General features: G+C 62.9%; 15 protein-coding genes. 13 read left to right on the top strand and 2 right to left on the bottom strand.

Annotation, left to right across the window (positions count from 1 at the left end; genetic code table 11):
* Positions 1-44: 44 nt before the first annotated feature.
* The 8 genes from I8J29_RS24295 to hflX all read left to right on the top strand — a co-directional run bounded on the left by I8J29_RS24295 (position 45) and on the right by hflX (position 10,033).
* Positions 45-1,403: an aspartate aminotransferase family protein gene (locus tag I8J29_RS24295; RefSeq protein WP_208850012.1), complete on the top strand. Its 1,359-nt coding sequence runs from the start codon at positions 45-47 to the stop codon at positions 1,401-1,403.
* A 133-nt stretch (positions 1,404-1,536) separates the two neighbouring features.
* On the top strand, positions 1,537-2,958 hold the full coding sequence (locus tag I8J29_RS24290) for an ABC transporter substrate-binding protein (RefSeq protein WP_208850011.1): 1,422 nt from the start codon (positions 1,537-1,539) through the stop codon (positions 2,956-2,958).
* Positions 2,959-3,067: 109 nt separating this feature from the next.
* Positions 3,068-4,024: a carbohydrate ABC transporter permease gene (locus tag I8J29_RS24285; RefSeq protein ID WP_208850010.1), complete on the top strand. Its 957-nt coding sequence runs from the start codon at positions 3,068-3,070 to the stop codon at positions 4,022-4,024.
* Between the two features lie 25 nt (positions 4,025-4,049).
* Positions 4,050-4,880, top strand: a complete 831-nt coding sequence (locus tag I8J29_RS24280; RefSeq protein ID WP_208850009.1) for a carbohydrate ABC transporter permease — start codon at positions 4,050-4,052, stop codon at positions 4,878-4,880.
* The gene (locus I8J29_RS24275; protein ID WP_338113275.1) at positions 4,877-5,995 is read left to right on the top strand and encodes an ABC transporter ATP-binding protein; all 1,119 of its coding nucleotides are present in this window, start codon (positions 4,877-4,879) and stop codon (positions 5,993-5,995) included. Before I8J29_RS24280 ends, I8J29_RS24275 begins: the two co-directional genes overlap by 4 nt.
* 46 nt (positions 5,996-6,041) lie before the next feature.
* Positions 6,042-7,406, top strand: a complete 1,365-nt coding sequence (gene pbfA, locus I8J29_RS24270; RefSeq protein WP_208850008.1) for a (R)-1-hydroxy-2-aminoethylphosphonate ammonia-lyase — start codon at positions 6,042-6,044, stop codon at positions 7,404-7,406.
* Between the two features lie 50 nt (positions 7,407-7,456).
* Positions 7,457-8,233: a DeoR/GlpR family DNA-binding transcription regulator gene (locus I8J29_RS24265; protein WP_208850007.1), complete on the top strand. Its 777-nt coding sequence runs from the start codon at positions 7,457-7,459 to the stop codon at positions 8,231-8,233.
* A 519-nt stretch (positions 8,234-8,752) separates the two neighbouring features.
* Positions 8,753-10,033, top strand: coding sequence for a GTPase HflX (gene hflX, locus I8J29_RS24260; RefSeq protein WP_208850034.1), 1,281 nt, complete (start codon positions 8,753-8,755; stop codon positions 10,031-10,033).
* A gap of 395 nt (positions 10,034-10,428) precedes the next feature.
* Here the strand turns inward: hflX and I8J29_RS24255 are convergent, their stop codons facing one another.
* Positions 10,429-11,496 (bottom strand): phosphodiester glycosidase family protein, encoded by a 1,068-nt coding sequence (locus I8J29_RS24255; protein ID WP_208850006.1) that lies wholly within the window; start codon positions 11,494-11,496, stop codon positions 10,429-10,431.
* A 10-nt stretch (positions 11,497-11,506) separates the two neighbouring features.
* The gene (locus I8J29_RS24250; protein ID WP_240546447.1) at positions 11,507-11,929 is read right to left on the bottom strand and encodes a flagellar basal body-associated FliL family protein; all 423 of its coding nucleotides are present in this window, start codon (positions 11,927-11,929) and stop codon (positions 11,507-11,509) included.
* A 286-nt stretch (positions 11,930-12,215) separates the two neighbouring features.
* Here I8J29_RS24250 and I8J29_RS24245 point away from each other — a divergent pair, with 286 nt between their 5' ends.
* The 5 genes from I8J29_RS24245 to I8J29_RS24225 all read left to right on the top strand — a co-directional run bounded on the left by I8J29_RS24245 (position 12,216) and on the right by I8J29_RS24225 (position 19,512).
* On the top strand, positions 12,216-14,045 hold the full coding sequence (locus I8J29_RS24245; RefSeq protein ID WP_208850005.1) for a sensor histidine kinase: 1,830 nt from the start codon (positions 12,216-12,218) through the stop codon (positions 14,043-14,045).
* On the top strand, positions 14,038-15,687 hold the full coding sequence (locus tag I8J29_RS24240) for a response regulator transcription factor (RefSeq protein ID WP_208850004.1): 1,650 nt from the start codon (positions 14,038-14,040) through the stop codon (positions 15,685-15,687). Before I8J29_RS24245 ends, I8J29_RS24240 begins: the two co-directional genes overlap by 8 nt.
* 151 nt (positions 15,688-15,838) lie before the next feature.
* A complete protein-coding gene (locus tag I8J29_RS24235; RefSeq protein WP_208850003.1) occupies positions 15,839-17,353 on the top strand; it encodes an ABC transporter substrate-binding protein in 1,515 nt (504 codons plus the stop codon).
* Positions 17,354-17,576: 223 nt separating this feature from the next.
* Entirely contained in the window at positions 17,577-18,512 is a 936-nt protein-coding gene (locus I8J29_RS24230) for an ABC transporter permease (protein WP_090639877.1), read from the top strand.
* Positions 18,513-18,597: 85 nt separating this feature from the next.
* Positions 18,598-19,512, top strand: coding sequence for a carbohydrate ABC transporter permease (locus I8J29_RS24225; protein WP_208850002.1), 915 nt, complete (start codon positions 18,598-18,600; stop codon positions 19,510-19,512).
* The last annotated feature ends 183 nt before the right edge of the window (positions 19,513-19,695 follow it).

The following is a 19,695-nucleotide window of genomic DNA, read 5'->3' as shown; positions in this document are numbered from 1 at the left end:
GGACGCACGGCTTCCGTTTCCGCGTTGCGGGGGAGGGCGTTCCGATGGAGCTGAAGCCGTATTTGCGGACGGAAGGGGACGTGAACCTGTCCGAGGAGCGCCGCCGCTGGCAGGAGGCGAACTTAAGCGAAGCGTCGCTGGACGTCTTGGAGGAGGACGGGCGGTACTTCCTGCACCAGTCGATGTCGACGCCGTGCCTGAACGTCATCACCGACGCCGACGGCATCTTCCTGGAGGATATGGACGGACGCCGGTACATGGATTTCCACGGCAACAGCGTGCATCAGGTCGGCTACAAGAACCGCTACGTGATCGACGCGATGAAGAGCCAGCTCGACGAGCTGCCCTTCCTGCCGCGGCGCTTCACGAACCCGGTCGCCATCCGGCTCGCGAAGAAGCTGGCCGAGCTCGCGCCCGGCGATCTGAACAAGGTGCTCTTCACGCCCGGCGGCACGAGCGCAATCGGCATGGCTTTGAAGCTGGCGCGCCGGGCGACGGGCAAATTCAAGACCATCTCCACGTGGGATTCGTTCCACGGCGCCGGGCTGGACGCCATCTCGGTCGGCGGCGAAGGCGTCTTCCGCAGCCGGATCGGCCCGCTGCTGCCGGGCACGGAGCATATGATGCCCTACAATTCGTACCGGTGCTTCATCGGCGGCTGCGACGGCTGCGGCCTGAAGTGCCTGGATTACCTGGAATATATGCTGGAGCGGGAGGACGACGTCGGCGCCATCGTGATGGAGCCGATCCGCAGCACGGACGTGCAGATTCCGCCGAAGGCCTACTTCAAGCGGCTGCGCGAGCTGTGCGACAAGCACGGCGTGCTGCTCATCCTGGACGAAATCCCGACCGCCTTCGGCCGGACCGGCACGATGTTCGTCCACGAGCATTACGACATCGTCCCGGACATCGTCGCGATCGGCAAAGGCTTCGGCGGCGGCGTGTTCCCGATGGCGGGCATCATCGCGCGCGAAGGGCTGGACGTCGCGCAGGACATCTCGCTCGGCCATTACACGCACGAGAAGAGCTCCGTCGGCTCCGCGGCCGCGCTGGCGACGATCGAATACATCGAACGGAACGGGCTGCTGGAGCACGCCCGCCGGATGGAGGATGTGTTCCGCGAACGGATGGATTCCATGAAGGCGAAGTACGAGCCGGTCGGCGACGTGCGCGTGAAGGGCATGCTTGCCGCGATCGAGCTCGTCACGGACCGGTCCGCGAAGGAGAAAGCGATCGAGCAGGCGGAGAAAATCATGTACCGCTGCATGGAGCGCGGCCTCAGCTTCAAGGTGGCGAGCGGCAACGTGCTGACCCTCGTGCCGCCGCTCATCGCGACGCAGGCCCAGATCGAAGAAGCGCTCGACATCGTGGAAGAAGCGATCCGTTTTGTTTTTGTCGTTTAAAAACAACATAAATAATAATAAAACAACAATAAAACAAATTATTTACGTTGATTTAACCGTCCAATAACATGTCTGCGCTACACTCGATCTCGTAAGGTTGATAACCGAGGAAATTCTAGGGAGGGTATTGGCAGTGAAGAAGCTTGCAGGAGCAGCATTGACGGTCGTAATGAGCGTCGGGGTATTGGCGGGATGCGGCAGCTCGAACACCGCGGATACGGCAAACGGCGCGAACGGCGCGGACGCGGGCGGCACGAACGCCGCGGCGGGCAGCGCAGGCGGCAACGCGGCTAGCGCGGAGCCGAAGGTCGTGACGATCTCCGTGCGCGAGAACACGTGGGGCGCGCGGAAGGACAACTTCCAGGAGGCCGAGAAGCGGCTGAACGAAGATCTGAAGGCCCGGAACGTCCAAGTCAAGATCGATTGGTGGCCGGGCATCGACGACGACCAGCTCGTCTTGCAGGCGCAGGCCGGCAAAGTGGCCGACGTCTTCATCAACTCCAGCGTGGACATCGGCTGGGAACGCGACGCGGGCCTCATCCGCGACATCGACTGGGTGAAGGATTCCAAGACGTTCAAGAGCGTGCCGGAATCGTACACGAACATCATGAAGTACGACGGCCACTACTACGGCGCGATTCAGGACATGGACGCCTCGCCGGTGTTCATCAGCCGCAAGGCGCTCGAAGGCATCGGCTGGACGAAGGACCGGATCGACGGCCTGAAGGGCCGCGTCGACAGCGGGGACTTCACGTTCGGCGACCTCGTCGATCTGGCGGACCAAGCCAAGAAGAAGAACCTCGTCAAGACGGGCTTCGCCGTCGAAGACACGCGCTTCGAAGGCTGGAACTACGCGTTCGGCAGCTTCAACTACGATCCGGAGGCGAACAAGCTGCTGCTGAGCGACAAGGCGAAGGACGTCTACGCGTTCTGGGCGGACGTCAAGAAGCGCGGCGTCATCGCGGAAGGCATCGGCGACGTCGATACCGACAAAGCGGCTCAGATGTTCGTGAAGGGCGAGATCTTCGCCGAGTTCGCCCGCACGGAATTTTACCAAATGATGCGCGACGCGAACGGCATGAAGGACGACATCCCGGGCTACAACAAGTGGTTCGACGAGAACGTCGTGTGGATTCCGGTGCCGCCCGCGGAGAAGGGCGGCAAGCCGGTCTCGTACAGCAACCCGGCCATGATGTTCGTCGGCGCCAAGGTGGACGACGAGAAGATGCCGTACGTCCAAGGGCTCATCGAGCACGTGCTCGATCCGGACCTGCAGATCAACCATACGCTCGCGAGCGGCAAGCTGCCGGTTACGCCGGAAGCGCAGGAAGATCCGCGTTTCAAAGAAATGCCGTTCTACAAGGATCACGCCTACCTGGTCGAGTTCACCAAAACGCGCCCGGCGCTTCCGGACTACGCGACGTTCGTGAAGGGCTACACGCTCGGCGTGGACGCGATCCTGACGAAAGGCGCATCCGCCGAGGACGCGTTCGCCCTCTTCGAGAAGGACGTCAAGCAAAACGTGCCCGCGGACCGCGTCACGATTCAAAACTAACGTCCCGGCATCGCGCGCGGCACGCAAGCGCGAGCGCAGGCGCTCTAATCAAGCCGGTTAGGGCGCCTGTTCATTTCCCATTCCGAAGGAAGCAGGTGCTACATTCCGCATGAACCAGATGGAAACCGTCGCCGGGCGGGTCGATACCGGGGCGAAGCCGTACCGGAAGCCCCTCCGCAAAATCGCGTATCCGTATTTGTTCATCCTGCCGTTCTCGCTGCTCGTCCTGGTCTTCTTCATTCTGCCGGCGATCGCGACGGTGCTCATGGCGTTTACCGATTTGAACGTGTCCATGAAGCCCCATTTCGTCGGGCTGGTCAATTTCAAGCGCATCTTCACCGACTACAACCTGCCCGAGCTGCTGGGGCATTCGGCCGTCTTCGCCGTGCTGTCGCTCGTCGTCTCGCTCTTGTTCGCGCTCGTGATCGCGATCGCGACGCAATACTTCCTGAAGGGCGGCCTCTCCGCCGTCGTCTACCGCGTCCTGTGGCTCATCCCCAGCATCATTCCGTCCGTCGTCTACGTCACATTCTGGAAATTCATCTTCGATCCCACCGAGGGCGGCCTCATTAACGACGTGCTGCACCGCTTGGGGATCATCGGCGACCCGATCTCCTGGTTCACCAAGGGCGCCATGGCGATCGTCATTCTGGCGACCGTCGTCTCGACGATCTCCGGCGGCATGATCCTGCTGTCCGCGGCGATCAACTCCATTCCGGAAGACCTGTACAAGGCGGCGCGCGTCGACGGGGCGAGCGAGAAATCGGTCATCCTGAAGATCATCCTGCCCACGCTCAAATGGCCGCTCATGTACATTACGATATCGGATTTGATCGGCTTCGTGTCGTCCTACTTCTTCATCATGCTGCTGACGCAGGGCGGGCCGATGCGCGATACCACGACGCTGTCGCTGTACGCGTACGAGCAGGCGTTCAAGCTGCACTACTACGGCTACGGCTCCGCCGTGGCGCTGATCGTCGTGTTCATTTCGCTGGCGCTGACCTTGCTGCTGTTCCGCTTGTTCGATTTCGACGACATGATCAAGCCGTCCCGAATCGAAGACTGATCCAGATCCTGACGGAGGTGAACGTATGTCGAGCAGCACGCTGAAGAAGGCGCTCGTGCACACGTATATGATTTTGTTCACGCTGCCGATCGTCGGCATGATCGCGTGGTATTTCCTGGCGGCGACGATGAATTTCACGACCCATGCGTTCACGCTCGAGAACTTCGCGTTCTTCTCGCGCGCGACGGAGTACGAAGGCATCGAGCTGCCGGTCATCTGGCCGATCGTGCGCAACACGCTGGTCTACTCGCTGCTCATCGTCCTCATCGAGGTGGGCGTCGCCGTGCCGACGGCGTACGCGTTCTCGCGGCTCGACTTCAAGGGCAAGCGCGCGGCGATGAAATTCCTGTTCCTCATGCGCTCGTTCCCCGGCAACACGCTGATCATCGCGATCTTCGCCATCGTATTCAAGATGGGGCTGTTCAACACGTACCTCGGCATCATTCTCGTGGCGATCACGGGCTCGCTGCCGGGCCTGGTGTATATCATGAAAGGCTTCTTCGACGAAGTGCCCTGGGACATCGAGTGGGCGGCGATGGTCGACGGGACGACGCGGTTCGGCGCGTTCCGCAAAATCCTGGCCCCCTACGTGCTGTCCGGCATCGGGGCGATCGCGGTGTTCGCGTTCCTCGGTGCCTACGGCGAATGGTTCCTGTTCCAGCTGCTGCTGTTCAACGACGATCTGATGACGCTGGCGGGCTACCTCGCGAAGCTCGTCACGAAGGACAGCCAGATCATCGATTACGGCCTCATCACCGCCATCGGCCTGTTCTACACGCTGCCGGTCGTCGTCTTTTACATCTTTACGCAAAAAATGTTCATGCGCGTCAACCTGGGAGGAGTGAAGCAATCGTGATCACGCTGCGCAATATCGTGAAGGCGTACGACAACAAGAAGGAGAGCGGCCGCGCGGTGGACGGGCTCGACCTCGAGATCAAAAAGGGCGAGTTCGTCGCCCTGCTCGGTCCGTCCGGCTGCGGGAAGACGACGACGCTGATGATGCTCGCGGGCCTGCTGAAGCCGACGTCGGGCGAGATTTATTTCGGCGGCAAGCTCGTCAACCACGTGGAGCCGAAGGACCGCAACATCGGCATGGTGTTCCAATCCTACGCGCTGTACCCGCACATGACGGTGCGGGACAACATCGCCTTCCCGCTGCGCGAGCGCAAAATGCCGAAGGCGCAGGCGTACGAGCGGGCGAAGGACATGAGCCGGATCGTGCAGATCGACCATCTGCTCGACCGCAAGCCGGCGCAGCTGTCCGGCGGCCAGCAGCAGCGCGTCGCGATGGCGCGGGCGCTGGCGAAGGACCCGGACATCCTGCTGCTCGACGAGCCGATGTCCAACCTCGACGCGCGCCTGAAGCTCGACGTGCGCGACGAGATCCGCAAGCTGCAGCGGGAGCTCGGGGTCACGACGATCATCGTGACGCACGACCAGGAGGAGGCGCTCGCGATCTCTGACCGCGTCGCCATCCTGAACGGCGGGAAGATCCAGCAGTACGGGCCGCCGCACGAGCTGTTCGGCGAGCCGGCGAACCTGTTCGTGGCGAGCTTCCTCGGCAACCCGCCGATGAACCTGATCGAAGGCCTCATCATGGAGGACAACGGCGTTCAGGCGGTCGTGACGAGCGGCTTCTCGCTGCCGATTCCGGACGCGCGGCGCCTCGAGGGCAGCCATGCCGGCAAGGCGGTGCGGCTGGGCATCCGGCCGCACGACCTGCGGCTGACGGACGCGTCCGACCCGCAGGGCATCGCGATGAAGGTCGACCTGGTCGAGCACCTCGGCAGCGGCAAGCTGGTCAAGGCCGTCGACCCGGCGATGAAGCTCGGCGGCATGATCCGGCTGCTCGCGGACAACGAGGCGCGGGTGCAGGCCGGCGATACGATCTACATGCGCGTGCGCGACGATAAATTTCACGTGTTCGACGCGGCCGCGAACGGTCTCAACCTGACGCGGCGGCAGGGTTAGCGCCGACGGGGCGGACGCGCAACAATCGCAGGAGGCGAATGGGAAAATGACTTACAGCCGGGAGCAAGGAGACATCAACGCGAGCGACGCGCGCGGGCGGTACTGGGAACGGAATCTGTCGCCGGCCGCGCGGGCGGTATTCGAAGCGGACCATCGCTATTTTCTGCACCAAAGCTTGTCGACGCCCGTGCTGAACGTGCTGTCGCGGGCCGAAGGCATCCATATCTACGACATGGACGGCAAGGCGTACATCGACATGCACGGCAACGGCGTGCACAACGCCGGCTTCAACAACGACGCGGTCATCGAAGCGGTCGTCGCGGCGCTGCGGGAGAAGAACACGTTCGCGCCGCGGCGCTACACGAACGCGCACGCGGTCGCGCTGGCGAAGAAGCTGGTCGAGATCACGCCGGAAGGGCTGGATCGCGTCTTGTTCGCGCCGGGCGGCTCGGAGGCGATCGAGATGGCGGTCATGCTGGCCAAGCAGGTCACCGGCAAGTGGAAGACGATCTCGTTCTGGGATTCCTATCACGGCAACGGCTTCCAGGCCGCGAGCGTCGGCGGCGAGCGCCTGTTCAAGACGGGCAGCGGCCCGATGGTGCCCGGCGCGCTGCACGTGGAATTCCCGAACTATTACCGCAACCCGTGGGGCTTCGCGACGGAGGAGCAGGTCGACGACGAGATTCTGCGCCAGATGGAGCTGCTGTTCGAGCGCGAGGGCGACATCGCCTGCGTCGTCGGGGAGCCGATCTCGTCGACGCCGGTCGTGCCGAGCGGGCGCTTCTGGGCGCGGGTCAAGGCGATGTGCGAGAAGTACGGGGCGCTCCTGATCTTCGACGAGATCATCGAGGGCTTCGGCCGCACGGGCCGCATGTTCGCCTGCGAGCACAGCGTCACGCCGGACGTGCTCGTCCTCGGCAAGTCGCTTGGCGGCGGGCTATTGCCGTTCGCGGGTATCGTGACGCGCGAGGCGTACAATACGCTGCCGCATGTCTCGATCGGCCACTACACGCACGAGAAGAACGGACTGTGCGCCGCGGCGGGGCTCGCGATGATCGCGTACGTCGAGAAGCACGGCCTCGTGCGGCAGGCCGAGCGCGTCGGCGCGTTCGCGCTGGACTGGCTCGAAGGCATGCGCGCGCGCTGTCCGCTCGTCGGCCACGTGGGCGGCAAGGGGCTGCATATCGGCATCGAGCTGGTGAAGGACGGCGACGCGAAGGAGAAGGCCGTCGCGGAAGCCGAGGCCGTCATGTACAAGGCGATGGAGCGCGGCGTCGCGTTCAAGATCATCGAAGGCAACGTGATTACGCTGCGTCCGTCCCTGCTCATTACCGAGGACGAGATGCGCGGGGCGCTCGAGATCATCGAACAGTGCATCCGCGAAGTCGCGCACGGCCGCGGTTACGAATAACCGCGCAAATGCTATAATAGGCAATAAACGGATTCGAAGGGGAGAACGTCATGTCCCTGGCGGGCGAAGAACGGAAACGCGGCATTCTCTACATGCTGAGCGAGAAGGGCAAAGTCAACGTCAACGAGCTGTCGCAGAAGTTCGACGTGACGACGGAAACGATCCGGCGCGACCTGGACGAGCTGGAGAAGGAAAACAAGCTCAAGAAGGTGTACGGCGGAGCGGTGAAGTTCGCGCACGAGATCGAGCCGGCGTACCACGAGCGGGAAGTGAGCCGCGCGGAGGAGAAGCGGCTGATCGGCCAGCACGCGGCGAAGCTGATCGACGACCACGACGTGCTGGTCATCGACGAGGGTAGCACGGCGATGCAGATCATCCATTGCCTGGAGGGCAAGCGCGAGCTGACGATTCTCGTATGCGCCATCCCGGCGCTCACCCTGCTGATCGAATACCAGAAGCGGGGCAGCTTCGACGGCAAAATCATTTTCATCGGCGGCGAGGTCAACGCCAAGCATCTGCGGGTGTCGGGGCCGATCGCCGAGAAGATGATGGAGGACTTCTACGTGAACAAGTCGTTCATCTCCGTGGACGGCGTGTCGCTGGAGGGCGGCCTGTCCGGCTTCGACTACGAGCGGGCGCTGTTCACGCGCAAGCTGGTGCGCAGCTCCGAGACCGTCGTCGTCGTAGCGGATTCGTCCAAGATCGGCAAGCGGACGGTCGCCAAGATCGCCGACCTGTCGGACGCGCACTACGTCGTCTCGGACGCAGGCCCGCCCGCCGGTTGGGAGAAACCGCTGCAGGATATGGGCGTGACCTGGGTGCCGTAAGGCGCCGGACGGGAGCGGGGGAGGCCGGGATGCGCGCCGCCCGTTGATTTCCAATTCGTTTCCAATGGATTGCAATGCCCGCTCGTCCTGTGTTAGAATGGCGATACTTACAAAGGAACGGAGGGTTACGTGTGATAGACTTTATCCGATTGAGAACGTTGCGCGGCTAATTGAATAGCGCCAATGCTCTGCCCTGTGCAGAGGATCTCAGGATAGGTCTGTCCGTTGAAGGTAACCCGCAGCTAGATCGACGCTTACGAACCGCCGGCCGGGAGCCGGCCCGGTTCGCGTCGTTGCCTTCGGCTTCATACTCGGCACGGCGCCGCATCCCGCTTATCGGCGGGCTTCTTCGCGGCATCCGTCGCCGAACCGACCTTTCGCCCGCCTGCGGGAAGCTTCGGCTTCCGTCGCGGCGCGGGCGCCCACCTCGAGTTCCTCCGATCACGCACGGGCCGGCGCGCCGTGCGTTTTTGTTTTGTCCCCGTTTTTGTCGCAGACAAAGGAGGAATGACGTATATGATGGAACAACCGATCCTGCAAAAAGCCATAATCGTCGGCGTCAATTTGAACGACCGGCCGGATTTCGACTACGCGATGGAAGAGCTGCGGAACTTGGCGGAAGCCTGCAATATGGAGGTCGTCGGCGAGCTGACGCAGAAGGCGGTCAAGATCAACGGCTCCCATTACCTCGGCACCGGCAAGGTAAATGAGCTGTCCGCGCTCGCGGAGGGGCTCGAGGCGTCGACGATCATCTTCAACGACGAGCTGTCGCCGTCGCAGCTGCGCAACCTGGAAGGCGAGCTGCAGCGCCGCGTCATCGACCGCACGATTCTCATCCTCGACATCTTCGGCGAGCGCGCCCAGACGCGCGAAGCGCAGCTCCAGGTGGAGGTCGCGCAGCTGCAGTACATGCTGCCGCGCCTCGTCGGCCTGCGCGAATCGCTCGGCCGCCAAGGCGGCGGCTCCGGCCTCAAGAACCGCGGCGCGGGCGAGACGAAGCTCGAGCTCGACCGCCGCCGCATCGAGGAGCGGATCTCCGCGCTGCAGGACGACCTCGAGAAGCTCGTCGCTCGGCGCCAGGTGCAGCGCAAGCAGCGCCGGAAGACCGGCGTGCCGGTCGTCTGTCTCGTCGGCTATACCAACGCCGGCAAGTCCAGCCTCATGAACGCGCTGCTCGCCCGGTACATGCCGGATTCCGCGAAGCAGGTGCTGGCCAAAGACATGCTGTTCGCGACGCTGGAGACGTCCGTGCGGAGCATCGACCTGCCGGACAACAAGTCGTTCCTGCTGACCGACACCGTCGGCTTCGTCAGCCAGCTGCCGCATCACCTCGTCAAGGCGTTCCGCTCCACGCTCGAGGAGGTCGCGGAAGCCGACCTGCTGATCCAGGTCGTCGATTACGCGAACCCGGAGTACGAGCGGCTGATCGAGGTGACGAACGAGACGCTGAAGGCGCTCGGCGCGGACCACATCCCGATGGCGTACGCGTACAACAAGACCGACCTGACGGGCGAAGCCTATCCGCGCGCGGAAGGAGACGCCGTCTATCTCTCCGTCAAGGAGGAGGCGGGGCTCGAGGAGCTGATCGCGGTCGTGAAGAAGCGGATTTTCCAGGATTACGTGCGCTGCGACGTCGTCATTCCGTTCACGGAAGGGCGGCTCGTCTCGTACTTCAACGCCAACGGCAACGTGCTCGCCACGAGCTATGAGCCGAACGGCACGCGCCTGACGATGGAGTGCCGGCAGGCCGATTACGAGAAATACCGCCACCTGTTCGTCGAGCCGGCGGCGGTGGAATAGGCCGCGGCGGAGCACGCTCGCAGGCGCGCTTGGCCTGCAAGGCCTGCCCGCACGGCCTGCCCGCAAGGCGCGCTGCGCAGTCCGGTCCATGCGGCCCGTGCCGCAAGGCCGCGCTCCGGCTGCGCCGCGGGCAAAGCCCGGTCCCCGAGGGGGACCGGGCTTTTTTCGCCGCGTTTCGCGCCGGATTGGCCGGCCGAGGCGGCGCCGGCTGGAAAAAGCGGGCATACTATCGGGGTCTCGAAAAATAGTCGCGACGATCCGCTGCCCGGTGCCCCCGGCCGAGGCGGCCGCGCGCAAAAAAAGGACCGGCGCTTGCGCGGCAAGCGGCCGGTCCCCGTAAAGCGCGTATGAGGCCGATGGTTTCGGATGAGGCAGATTGGACTTGGATTGCTCGCTTACTCGAAGAACAGGAAGTGCGTCGGCACCGGCCGCGGCGTCCCGTCCGACGGATGGTTCACGACGCGGCCGTCGAACACGAGCGTCGACGAGCCGCCGCCGTCGAGGTTGTAGCCGTCGATGGCGCCGAACCGCTGCAGCAGGATCTGCGCCTCGGCGAGCGTCGCGCCCGAGCTGCCGTTCTCGTTGCGCCCGTCGATGACGAGGAAGAGCAGCTGGTTGTCCTTGTAATTCGCGATGATCGTCCGCGGCGCGCGCAGCGGGCTCGATTGCCACTTCGCGGGAATCGGCTGCGCGCGTCCGTTCTGCAGCAGCACCGGCACGAAGGAGGCGCCGAACCGCGGGTTCTCGCGGTCCAGCTGGTCCTCGTTCGCATACTTGCCGCCGATCAGCTCCATCTTGTCGTTCATGCCGACGAAGAACAAGTCCTTGAACGACGGATCGAAGCCGTTCAGGTAGCTGCCGTTCATCACCGTGGTGCTGAGCGGATACCGCTTGCCGCCGTCGTCCGCGAAGCCGCCGGCGTTCACGCCGGCGATCGCGCCGTACCGCCGCGCGGCCGCGAGCGTCGTCTCGGCGCCGCCGTTCTTGTCCTGTCCGAGCACCATCTTCATCGCGTCCGGCGACTTCAGCTTGACCTTGAGTGCGTAGCCGGTGAAGTGCTGCGCCCGGACGACGAACAGCTGCGCGCGGATGTTGTCCGAGTCGATCTGCTTCGCCGGCGCGCCGATCTTCAGCGTGATGCGGCGGTCGTAGATCTTGTACGGCCGGTCGGCCTGCGTGTCGGCGATCGCGACGATGGCGCCCATGCTCTTGTTCGTGGCCGTGTAGAGCGCGATCGACTTCTTGAGCGACTTGGCGGTCGCGAGCGCCGTCTGCTTCGCCTGGTCGAGGCCCGCGGCCAGCTTGTCGACGTTCGCCGCCGCGGGGGCCGCGGCCGGCTGCGGGAAGGCGTCGTCCGGCAGCGTGACCGACAGGTCCGCCGCGAGCAGCCAGACGACGAGCCCGATGAACGGGGCGCACGTCAGCAGGCAGAAGCGGTTAATGCGTTTAACCGTTACCCTCATTTCAGCGCCCTCATTTTAGCACGTCCAAGCTTTTCTGGAGCGCGGCCAGCTTCTTCTCGACCTCGCTCAGCTGCGTAAACAGCTTGTTGCTGTTGTCGGTCTTGGAGTTTGCGTTATCCTTCGTGAATTCCAGCAGCTCGTTCAAGGCGTCGACCTTGCCCTGCACCTTGCTCAGCTCGCCGGAGAATTGGGTTTGCATCTGCTTCAGCTGCGTATCGTAGTTTTGCTGCATGGCGGTGATCTGCCGCGAGGTCTGCTCGCCGATCTCCCGGGTCAGCTTGGCCTTCAGCTGGCCGGCGTACCAGACGGTGCCGGCAACGCCGCAGCCGATGAGCAGCACCCATACCGCCAGGAACAGCGGAACGGACGGCTTCGAGCGGCGCGCGGTCCGTTCCGCCGAGCGCGGCGCCGTCGTCTCGATGTTCGTTTCCATGCGAATCCATCACTCCTTACCTTCTGACTGACAGGGGACTAAGCTTTCATTCCTGCTTTCATGCTTTCATTCTAGCAATTCGGGCACAGCGTCTGCCAATGGAACCACTATTCTACCACAAAAGGCGTAGAAACGCGTAAACGCGGCGTGAAGGATCGGCAAACGCCGACAGCCGCGGGCGCGCGCCGCCGCAGGGCGCTCCGCCTCCCGCGCCGAATAGGCGAGCCTTCGGACTTAATGGTATAATGGCCGCAAATCCCAACCATCCGCGAGAGAGGGCAGCTGCGTGAGACTTCGGAAGATCTACAACAACTACATCCGCAACAACCTGTTCGTGAAGGTCATCCTCGTCTTCGCCGTCATCGTGAACCTGACGATCATCACGCTCTCCTATTTCCTCTTTACCCTCATGTCGGCTTCCGTCGTGAACGGGGAGCTGAACAATCAGAAGCAGGCGATGGAGCGGGTCAACCGCTACATGGAACAGAAGTACGACTGGGTGCAAAACACGGTGCAAGACATTTACCGGAACAGCGCGCTCGCGAGCAACGCCTCGTATTTCCTGCGCCATTCGTACGGCGATTACGCGCAGTACCTGCTCGACCAGAATTACGCCGGCGGCAACGAAAGCGCGGTCGACATTCTGAGCTTCCTGTCCGACCGGATGGAGGCGGATGCCGACATCCAGAACATTCTGCTCTACAGCGCCGACATGCAGCAGCTGTACGCGTTCAACCGCAACGGGCCGCGCCGGCTGTATACGACCAATCCGATCCGCTCCTACATCCCCGAGATCATGGCGGCGGAAGGGCCGGCCGCGGCGACGCCGAACCTCTGGATCCGCAGGCTGATCGGCCAGTGGAATCCGCAGCTGTATTCGATGCGCAGCCAGGTCAACGACCGCAATTCGCTCAAGAACGTCGGCCAGCTGCTCGTCTACTTCGACGCCGGCATGGTGAGCCGGTCGCTGGACCAGAGCCGGACGCCGCTCAAGGGCGAGATCGTCGTGCTGACGCCGGACGGTCAAGTGCTGTCCGATTCGGCGAACCGCTATTACGGCAAGCCGTTCCCGTACATGCGCCAGCTCGGCTCGCTGAAGGACACGGTCGTGCTGGACGAGCCCGCGTACATCAACACGCTCGCGCAGAGCAAGGCCGGCTTCACCGTCGTGGGCATCATGCCGAAGCGGGCGATGGCCGAAGCGTACGCGGGGCTGAAGCGGACGATCATCCTGATCAGCACCGCCTGCATCATCGTCGCGGTCATCGTGCCGTCCGCGGTCATCTTCAGCATCGCGCGCCGGACGAACCGCATCGTCCATTTCATGCGCAAAGTCGAAGGCGGCGACCTGTCGGCCCGCCTGCAGGACGCCCGCGAGGACGAGCTCGGGCAGATCTCCCAGAGCTTCAACGACATGCTCGACGAGCTCGGGCGGCACATCGACCGCGAGTACAAGGCCGAGCTGCGGCTCAAGCAGACGGAGCTGGCGGCGCTGCAGGCGCGGGTCAATCCGCATTTCCTGTACAACACGCTCGAGGTGATCCGCATGCGGGCGGTGTCCCAGGGGGCGACGGACGTCGGCGAGATGATCTACAGCCTGGCCGCGCTGTTCCGAGGCTCCGTCGACGCGAAGGCGGAGAGCACGCTCGGCGAGGAGCTGGAGATGTGCCGGCTGTACCTGGAGCTGTTCCGGATCCGGTACAAGGACAAATTTACGTACGCGATCAGCTGCGGCCGGGAGCTCGTGCCGGCGCCCGTGTCGAAGCTGCTGCTGCAGCCGATCGTGGAAAACTATATCGTGCACGGTCTCGACTCCCGGCGCAGGGACAACCGCCTGACGATCGCGGCGGCGCGGGAGGACGGGCTGATCGTCGTGCGCGTCCGCGACAACGGCAAGGGCATCGAGCCGGAGCGGCTGGCCGGCATCATGCGCCGGCTGAAGGCGCCGGAAGCCGAGGAATCGCAGTCCTTCGGCCTGCGCAGCGTGCACGAGCGGATCGGGCTGACGTACGGGCCCGGCTACGGGCTCCATCTCGAGAGCGCGCCGGGGAGCGGCACATCGGTGACGGTGAGCTGGCCCGCGGCGGAGTACGGAAAGGAAGCTGGCGATGTATAAAGTATTGCTCGTCGACGACGAGCCGTTCATCACGGAAGGGCTGAGCGACGCGGTGGACTGGTCCGCCTTCGGCCTCGAGGTCGTCGGCACCGCCGAGGACGGCGACGAGGCGCTGAAGCGGATCATCGAGGTGTGCGTCGACCTGCTCATTACCGATATCTCCATGCCGATCATGACGGGACTCGAGCTGATCCGCCGGGCGCGCCTGATCCGGCCGCAGCTGAAGGTCATCATCCTGAGCGGCTACAACGAGTTCGATTACTTGAAGGAAGGCATGCGCCTCGGCATCGAGAACTACCTGCTGAAACCGATCCGCTTCGAGGAGCTGGAGGCGACGCTGGCCGACACGGTGCGCAAGCTGGACGCCGACAAGCCGATGCCGGTCTTCGGCGAGGACGAGATCGGCATCCTCCGCGACAACGTCCTGACGCGCTGGGCGAACGGGCGGATCGCGTTCCCCGAGCTGGCCGAACGCGCGGCGCTCCTCGGCGTCGACCTGACGAAGCCGTTCGCGGCCTTCGCCATCGTCCGCTTCGGGCCGGCCGCGGGCGGAGGCGCGGAAGCGGCCGGCGCGGACGGCGGCGAAGCGGCTCGCGCCGCCGAAGCCGTTACGGCGGGCGGCCGAAGGGACGCCTTCTTCCCGGACGGAGCCGTCCCGGCGTTCCCCGTTCTGGCTGCGGATGTCGCGGCGCTGACGGCGGAAGGCGAAGCGGACGGGCTGTCGTTCGTGCCGTTCCTGAACGAAGACGACGACCTCACCGTCGCCTGCTGCTGCATAAACGGCGGAGAGGCGGATCATGCTAAGGTAGCGAAGGCGCTGGCACGGCTGGCGGACCGCTGGGAACGCCGCGGGCTCGCGCCGCGCGTCGCCCTCGGCGGGCTGGCGCCGGCCGCGGACGCCGCGACCGGCTTCGCGCAGGCGCGCAAGGCGCAGCAGTTCTTCCTCGTGCTGCCGGACAGCCGGCTGCTCGATTACGCCGCCATCTCGCGGGAGACGTCGGCCGTCCCGGCGGAATTGTTCGACTGGGACGCCTACGCCAAGCCGATCCTCGCCAAGGACAAGGACGAGCTGCTGGCCCGCATCGGGCGGGACTTCGCGGCGATCCGGGCGGCGGGGGGCTTAAGTCCCGCAAGGGCGAGGGCCGCGGCGGTCGAGCTGATCCTTCTCATGAAGATGGAAGTGGACAAGCTCGGCCGCGCGGACGCCGCGGAGCAGTTCCGCGGCGTGCTGGACCGGGCGGTGGCCGCCATCGCGCTCGAGGACGTCGAAGACGCCGTCCGGGCGGCGGCGTTCTTCGCGGCGGATTCGTTCGCCGGGGAAGACATGAGCCCCGTCATCAAGCAGGCGCTGCGCTACATCCACGAGCATTACGCGGAGGCGCTGACGCTGAAATCGCTGGGCGGACAGTTCCACATTCACCCGAACTACCTGGGGCAGCTCTTTCACAAGCAGACGGGCGAGACGTTCACGGATTACCTGAACAAGTACCGGATCGAGCGGGCGAAGGAGCTGCTGGCCGACAGCCGCCTCAAGGTAGGCGAGATCGCGCGGCAGGTCGGGTACTGGGAGACGGGTTACTTTTACAAACAGTTCAAGAAGCACGTCGGCATGGTGCCGGGGGACTATAAGGAGCTGCTGTGACGCCGCCGGCGCCGCATGCGGTTCCTTTCTTTACTTTGTACACTTATTCTTTGTTTTCTATTATTTTTGAAAATGGTTTCATCTTCTAAGATGAAGAAGCACCAAGTCGCGACTCGGCTTCGACTCACAGACAAAAGGGAGGCAACACCTAATGGCATTCAACAGAAAAACAGCGGCGATCGGCCTGACGTCCGCCATGGCGGCGATGTTGTTGTTAAGCGCTTGCGGAAGCGGCGGCAACAACGGCAACGCGGGCTCGAACAACGCGCCGGCGAACAACGCGTCCGGATCGGGCAACACCAGCTCCGAGCCGGTTGAATTGAACTGGTACACGATCGGCACGCCGCAGAAGGACGTCGACAAGGTCATGGAAGCGGTTAGCGCCTACACGAAGGACAAGATCGGCGCGACTGTAAAAATGACGATGATCGACTGGGGCGACTACAACCAGAAGATGCAAGTCCTGACGGCTTCCGGCGCGGACATGGACATCATGTTCACGGCCGCATGGGCGTTCGACTACGTGCAAAACGCGCGCAAAGGCGCCTTCGCTCCGATCGACGACCTGCTGAAGCAGCACGGCCAAGGCATCGTGGACACGCTGGACCCGGCGTTCCTGACGGGCTCCAAGGTCGACGGCAAGAACTACGGCGTACCGGCGAACAAAGAATTGCCGACGGCCGAAGTATGGCGCTTCAATAAGAACATCCTGGACCAGAACAAGCTGAGCATCACGGACGTGCGTTCCCTGGAAAGCCTCGAGCCGCTGCTCAAGACGGTCAAGCAGAACAACCCGGACGTGACGCCGCTGCAAGTGGACAAGAACTTCACGCCGTACATCCCGTACGACTACCTGATCGAGAAGTTCCCGCTCGCGGTCAAGCTGGGCGACTCGGGCTACAAGATCGTCAACGTTTTCGAAACGCCGGAAATGAAGCAAGCGCTCGAAACGATGCACAAGTACTACCAAGCCGGCTACATCCCGACGGAAGCCGCGACGCTGGAATCGTCCTCGGACGTGCAAGCGACGGGCAAGTGGTTCGCCGACAAGGCGACGACGCAGCCGTTCGCGGACAACGTCTGGTCGACGAGCTACGGCTACCCGATCGTCTCGACGCCGATGAGCGACGCGCTGATCTACAACTCGTCCGTCATGGGCTCCATGCAGGCGATCTCCGCGAACTCGAAGCATAAAGAGAAGGCGATGGAATTCCTGAACCTGCTGAACACCGATCCGGTCCTCCGCAACATGGTCGACTCCGGCATCGAAGGCACGCACTACAAGAAAACCGACGGCAACTACATGGAGAACCTGCCGGAGTCCAAGAACTACGACATGCCGACGTTCGCCCTGGGCAACATCATGATCACGTACCTGAACCCTGGCGACCCTGCGGACAAATGGGAGCAGTTCAAGAAATACAACGACGCGGGCAAACCGGCCGCCCTGCTCGGCTTCAACTTCGATCCGACGAAGGTCTCGAGCGAAATCGCGGCCGTGCAGAACGCGAAAGAATCGTTCTGGGCACCGCTGATGACGGGTACGGTCGATCCGGACAAATACCTGCCGCAAGCGATCAAGAAGCTGAACGACGCGGGCCTCGGCAAAGTCATGGCCGAAGCGCAAGCGCAGCTCGACGCTTGGAAGGCGACGCAAGCCAAGTAAGCCGCTTATAGCACCGAAGGGCGAATGTTCGGCATTCGCCCTTTTTTTAGGATGACGGACGCGCGGGGCTTCATGCCCCGGCGCGTACCGGATCCTAGGCGGCGATGGCCGGCGGGACGCTGCATGCAGAGCGCGCCGCCCGAATCGCCGGGGACGAAACGAACAGCCGCAGGCCTTTCCTGGCGCTGCGAACCGACTTCGCTAGAAAGGGTGGGTGAACCCCATGAAAGCCTTAGGGCGCTTCTTCAGAGACATGAACCGCAATAAAGCCCTGCTCCTGATGGTGCTTCCGGCGACCGTCTGGTTTCTTTTATTCTCGTATCTGCCGATGCTCGGCGCCATTATTTCGTTCAAGGAATACCGCATACACGGAGGGTTCCTGTCGAGCTTCATGCACAGCCGCTGGGTCGGCTTCGACAACTTCAAATTCCTTTTCAGCACCGACGACGCGTACGTCATTACCCGCAATACGCTGCTATACAACATCGTGTTCATCTTCATCGGGCTCGTCCTGGCGGTCGCCATGGCGGTCATTCTCTCCGAAATCGCAAACAAGAAGCTGGCGAAATGGTACCAGACCGGCATGTTCATGCCGTACTTCCTGTCTTGGGTCATCGTCAGTTATTTCGTATATAGCTTCCTCAGCTTCGACCGCGGCGTGATCAACAAAATCGCGCTCGGGCTCGGCATGGATCCGCAGCAGTGGTACTCCGAGCCGAAGTACTGGCCGTTCATCATCATCGTCGTGTTCCTGTGGAAGTCGCTCGGCTACAACAGCGTCGTCTACCTGGCGGCCATCATGGGCATCGACAAGTCCCTGTACGAAGCGGCCATGATCGACGGCGCGAACAAGTGGCAGCAGATCCGCAACGTTACGCTGCCGATGCTGGCGCCGCTGATGACGATCCTGACGCTGCTCGCGATCGGGCGCATTTTCTACGCGGACTTCGGCTTGTTCTACCAGGTGCCCCGCGATTCGGGGACGCTCTACAGCGTCACGAACGTTATCGATACGTACGTTTACCGCGGCCTGAAAACGACGGGCGAGATCGGCATGAGCACCGCGGCCGGCCTGTACCAGTCGTTCGTCGGCTTCGTGCTCGTCATCACGTCCAACTACATCGTTCGCCGGTTCAACAAGGATAACGCGTTATTCTAAGACGATTGGTTTGCGTTCACTGTCGGAGACAGGGAATGCAGCATTCGTCCGCTTCGTAAGCAATTAGGCAGAAAGGAGCATCATCATGGCATCCCTTACGAAATCCAAGGACTTCCACCGGCTTACGCCCGCGTGGAACGTCGTGTTCAATCTCCTCGCCGGCCTGTTCTCGCTGGCGTGCGTGTTTCCGTTCCTGCTCGTCATGATCGTCTCGTTCACGGACGAGAAGACGCTGGCGCGCGACGGGTATTCGCTGTTTCCGAAGAAATGGAGCCTCGAGGCCTACAATTACCTGTTCAAGGCAGGCGACCAATTGCTGCGCTCGTACGGCGTCACGATCCTCATTACGGTCATCGGCACGGCGATCAGCCTCGCGATGATCTCGTTCTTCGCGTACGCGATCTCGCGCAAAAGCTTCAAATACCGCAAGTTCTTCTCGTTCATGGCGTTCTTCACGATGCTGTTCAACGGCGGTCTCGTGCCGTCCTACATCGTGACGACGCAGTTTCTCCACCTGGGGGATACGCTGTGGGCGCTGATTCTGCCCATGGCCGTCAACGCGTTCTACATCATGATCATGCGCACGTTCTTCGCGACCATGATCCCGGACGCGATCATCGAGTCCGGCAAGATCGACGGCGCCGGCGAGTTCGGCATTTTCTTCCGGCTGATCATTCCGCTCGCGCTGCCGGGCCTCGCGACGATCGCGCTGTTCAGCGTGCTCGGCTACTGGAACGACTGGTTCAACGCCCAGCTGTACATCGAGAATCCGGACCTCGTGCCGCTGCAATCGATGCTCATGCGGATCGAGAACAGCATGCAGTTCATCCTGGCCAACTCGAACAACACGTCGCTCGGCGTGGGCGTGCTGCAGTCGATGCCGCAGGACACGTCGCGGATGGCGATGGTCGTGCTCGCGACCGGCCCGATCGTCCTGGCGTACCCGTTCTTCCAGCGCTACTTCGTCCAAGGCTTGACCGTCGGCGCCGTGAAGGAATAACGCGTTCGGCGACGAAAGATATGTAGGTTAAGAATTTCGTGCAGATAAACGTTAGCGAAGCTAAACGATTGCGCGAAGCAAACGGTTTGCGGCATAAAGGATCGGCGGGCGGGAGCCTTGCGCGGAATAGCGCAAGGCTCCCCGTTCGCCGCCGGAACCGCGCGCGCCTGATCGCGGCGGCGC

It is taken from the genome of Paenibacillus artemisiicola, assembly GCF_017652985.1.
Taxonomy (GTDB): domain Bacteria; phylum Bacillota; class Bacilli; order Paenibacillales; family Paenibacillaceae; genus Paenibacillus_Z; species Paenibacillus_Z artemisiicola.
This window is presented reverse-complemented; position numbering and strand designations above follow the sequence as displayed.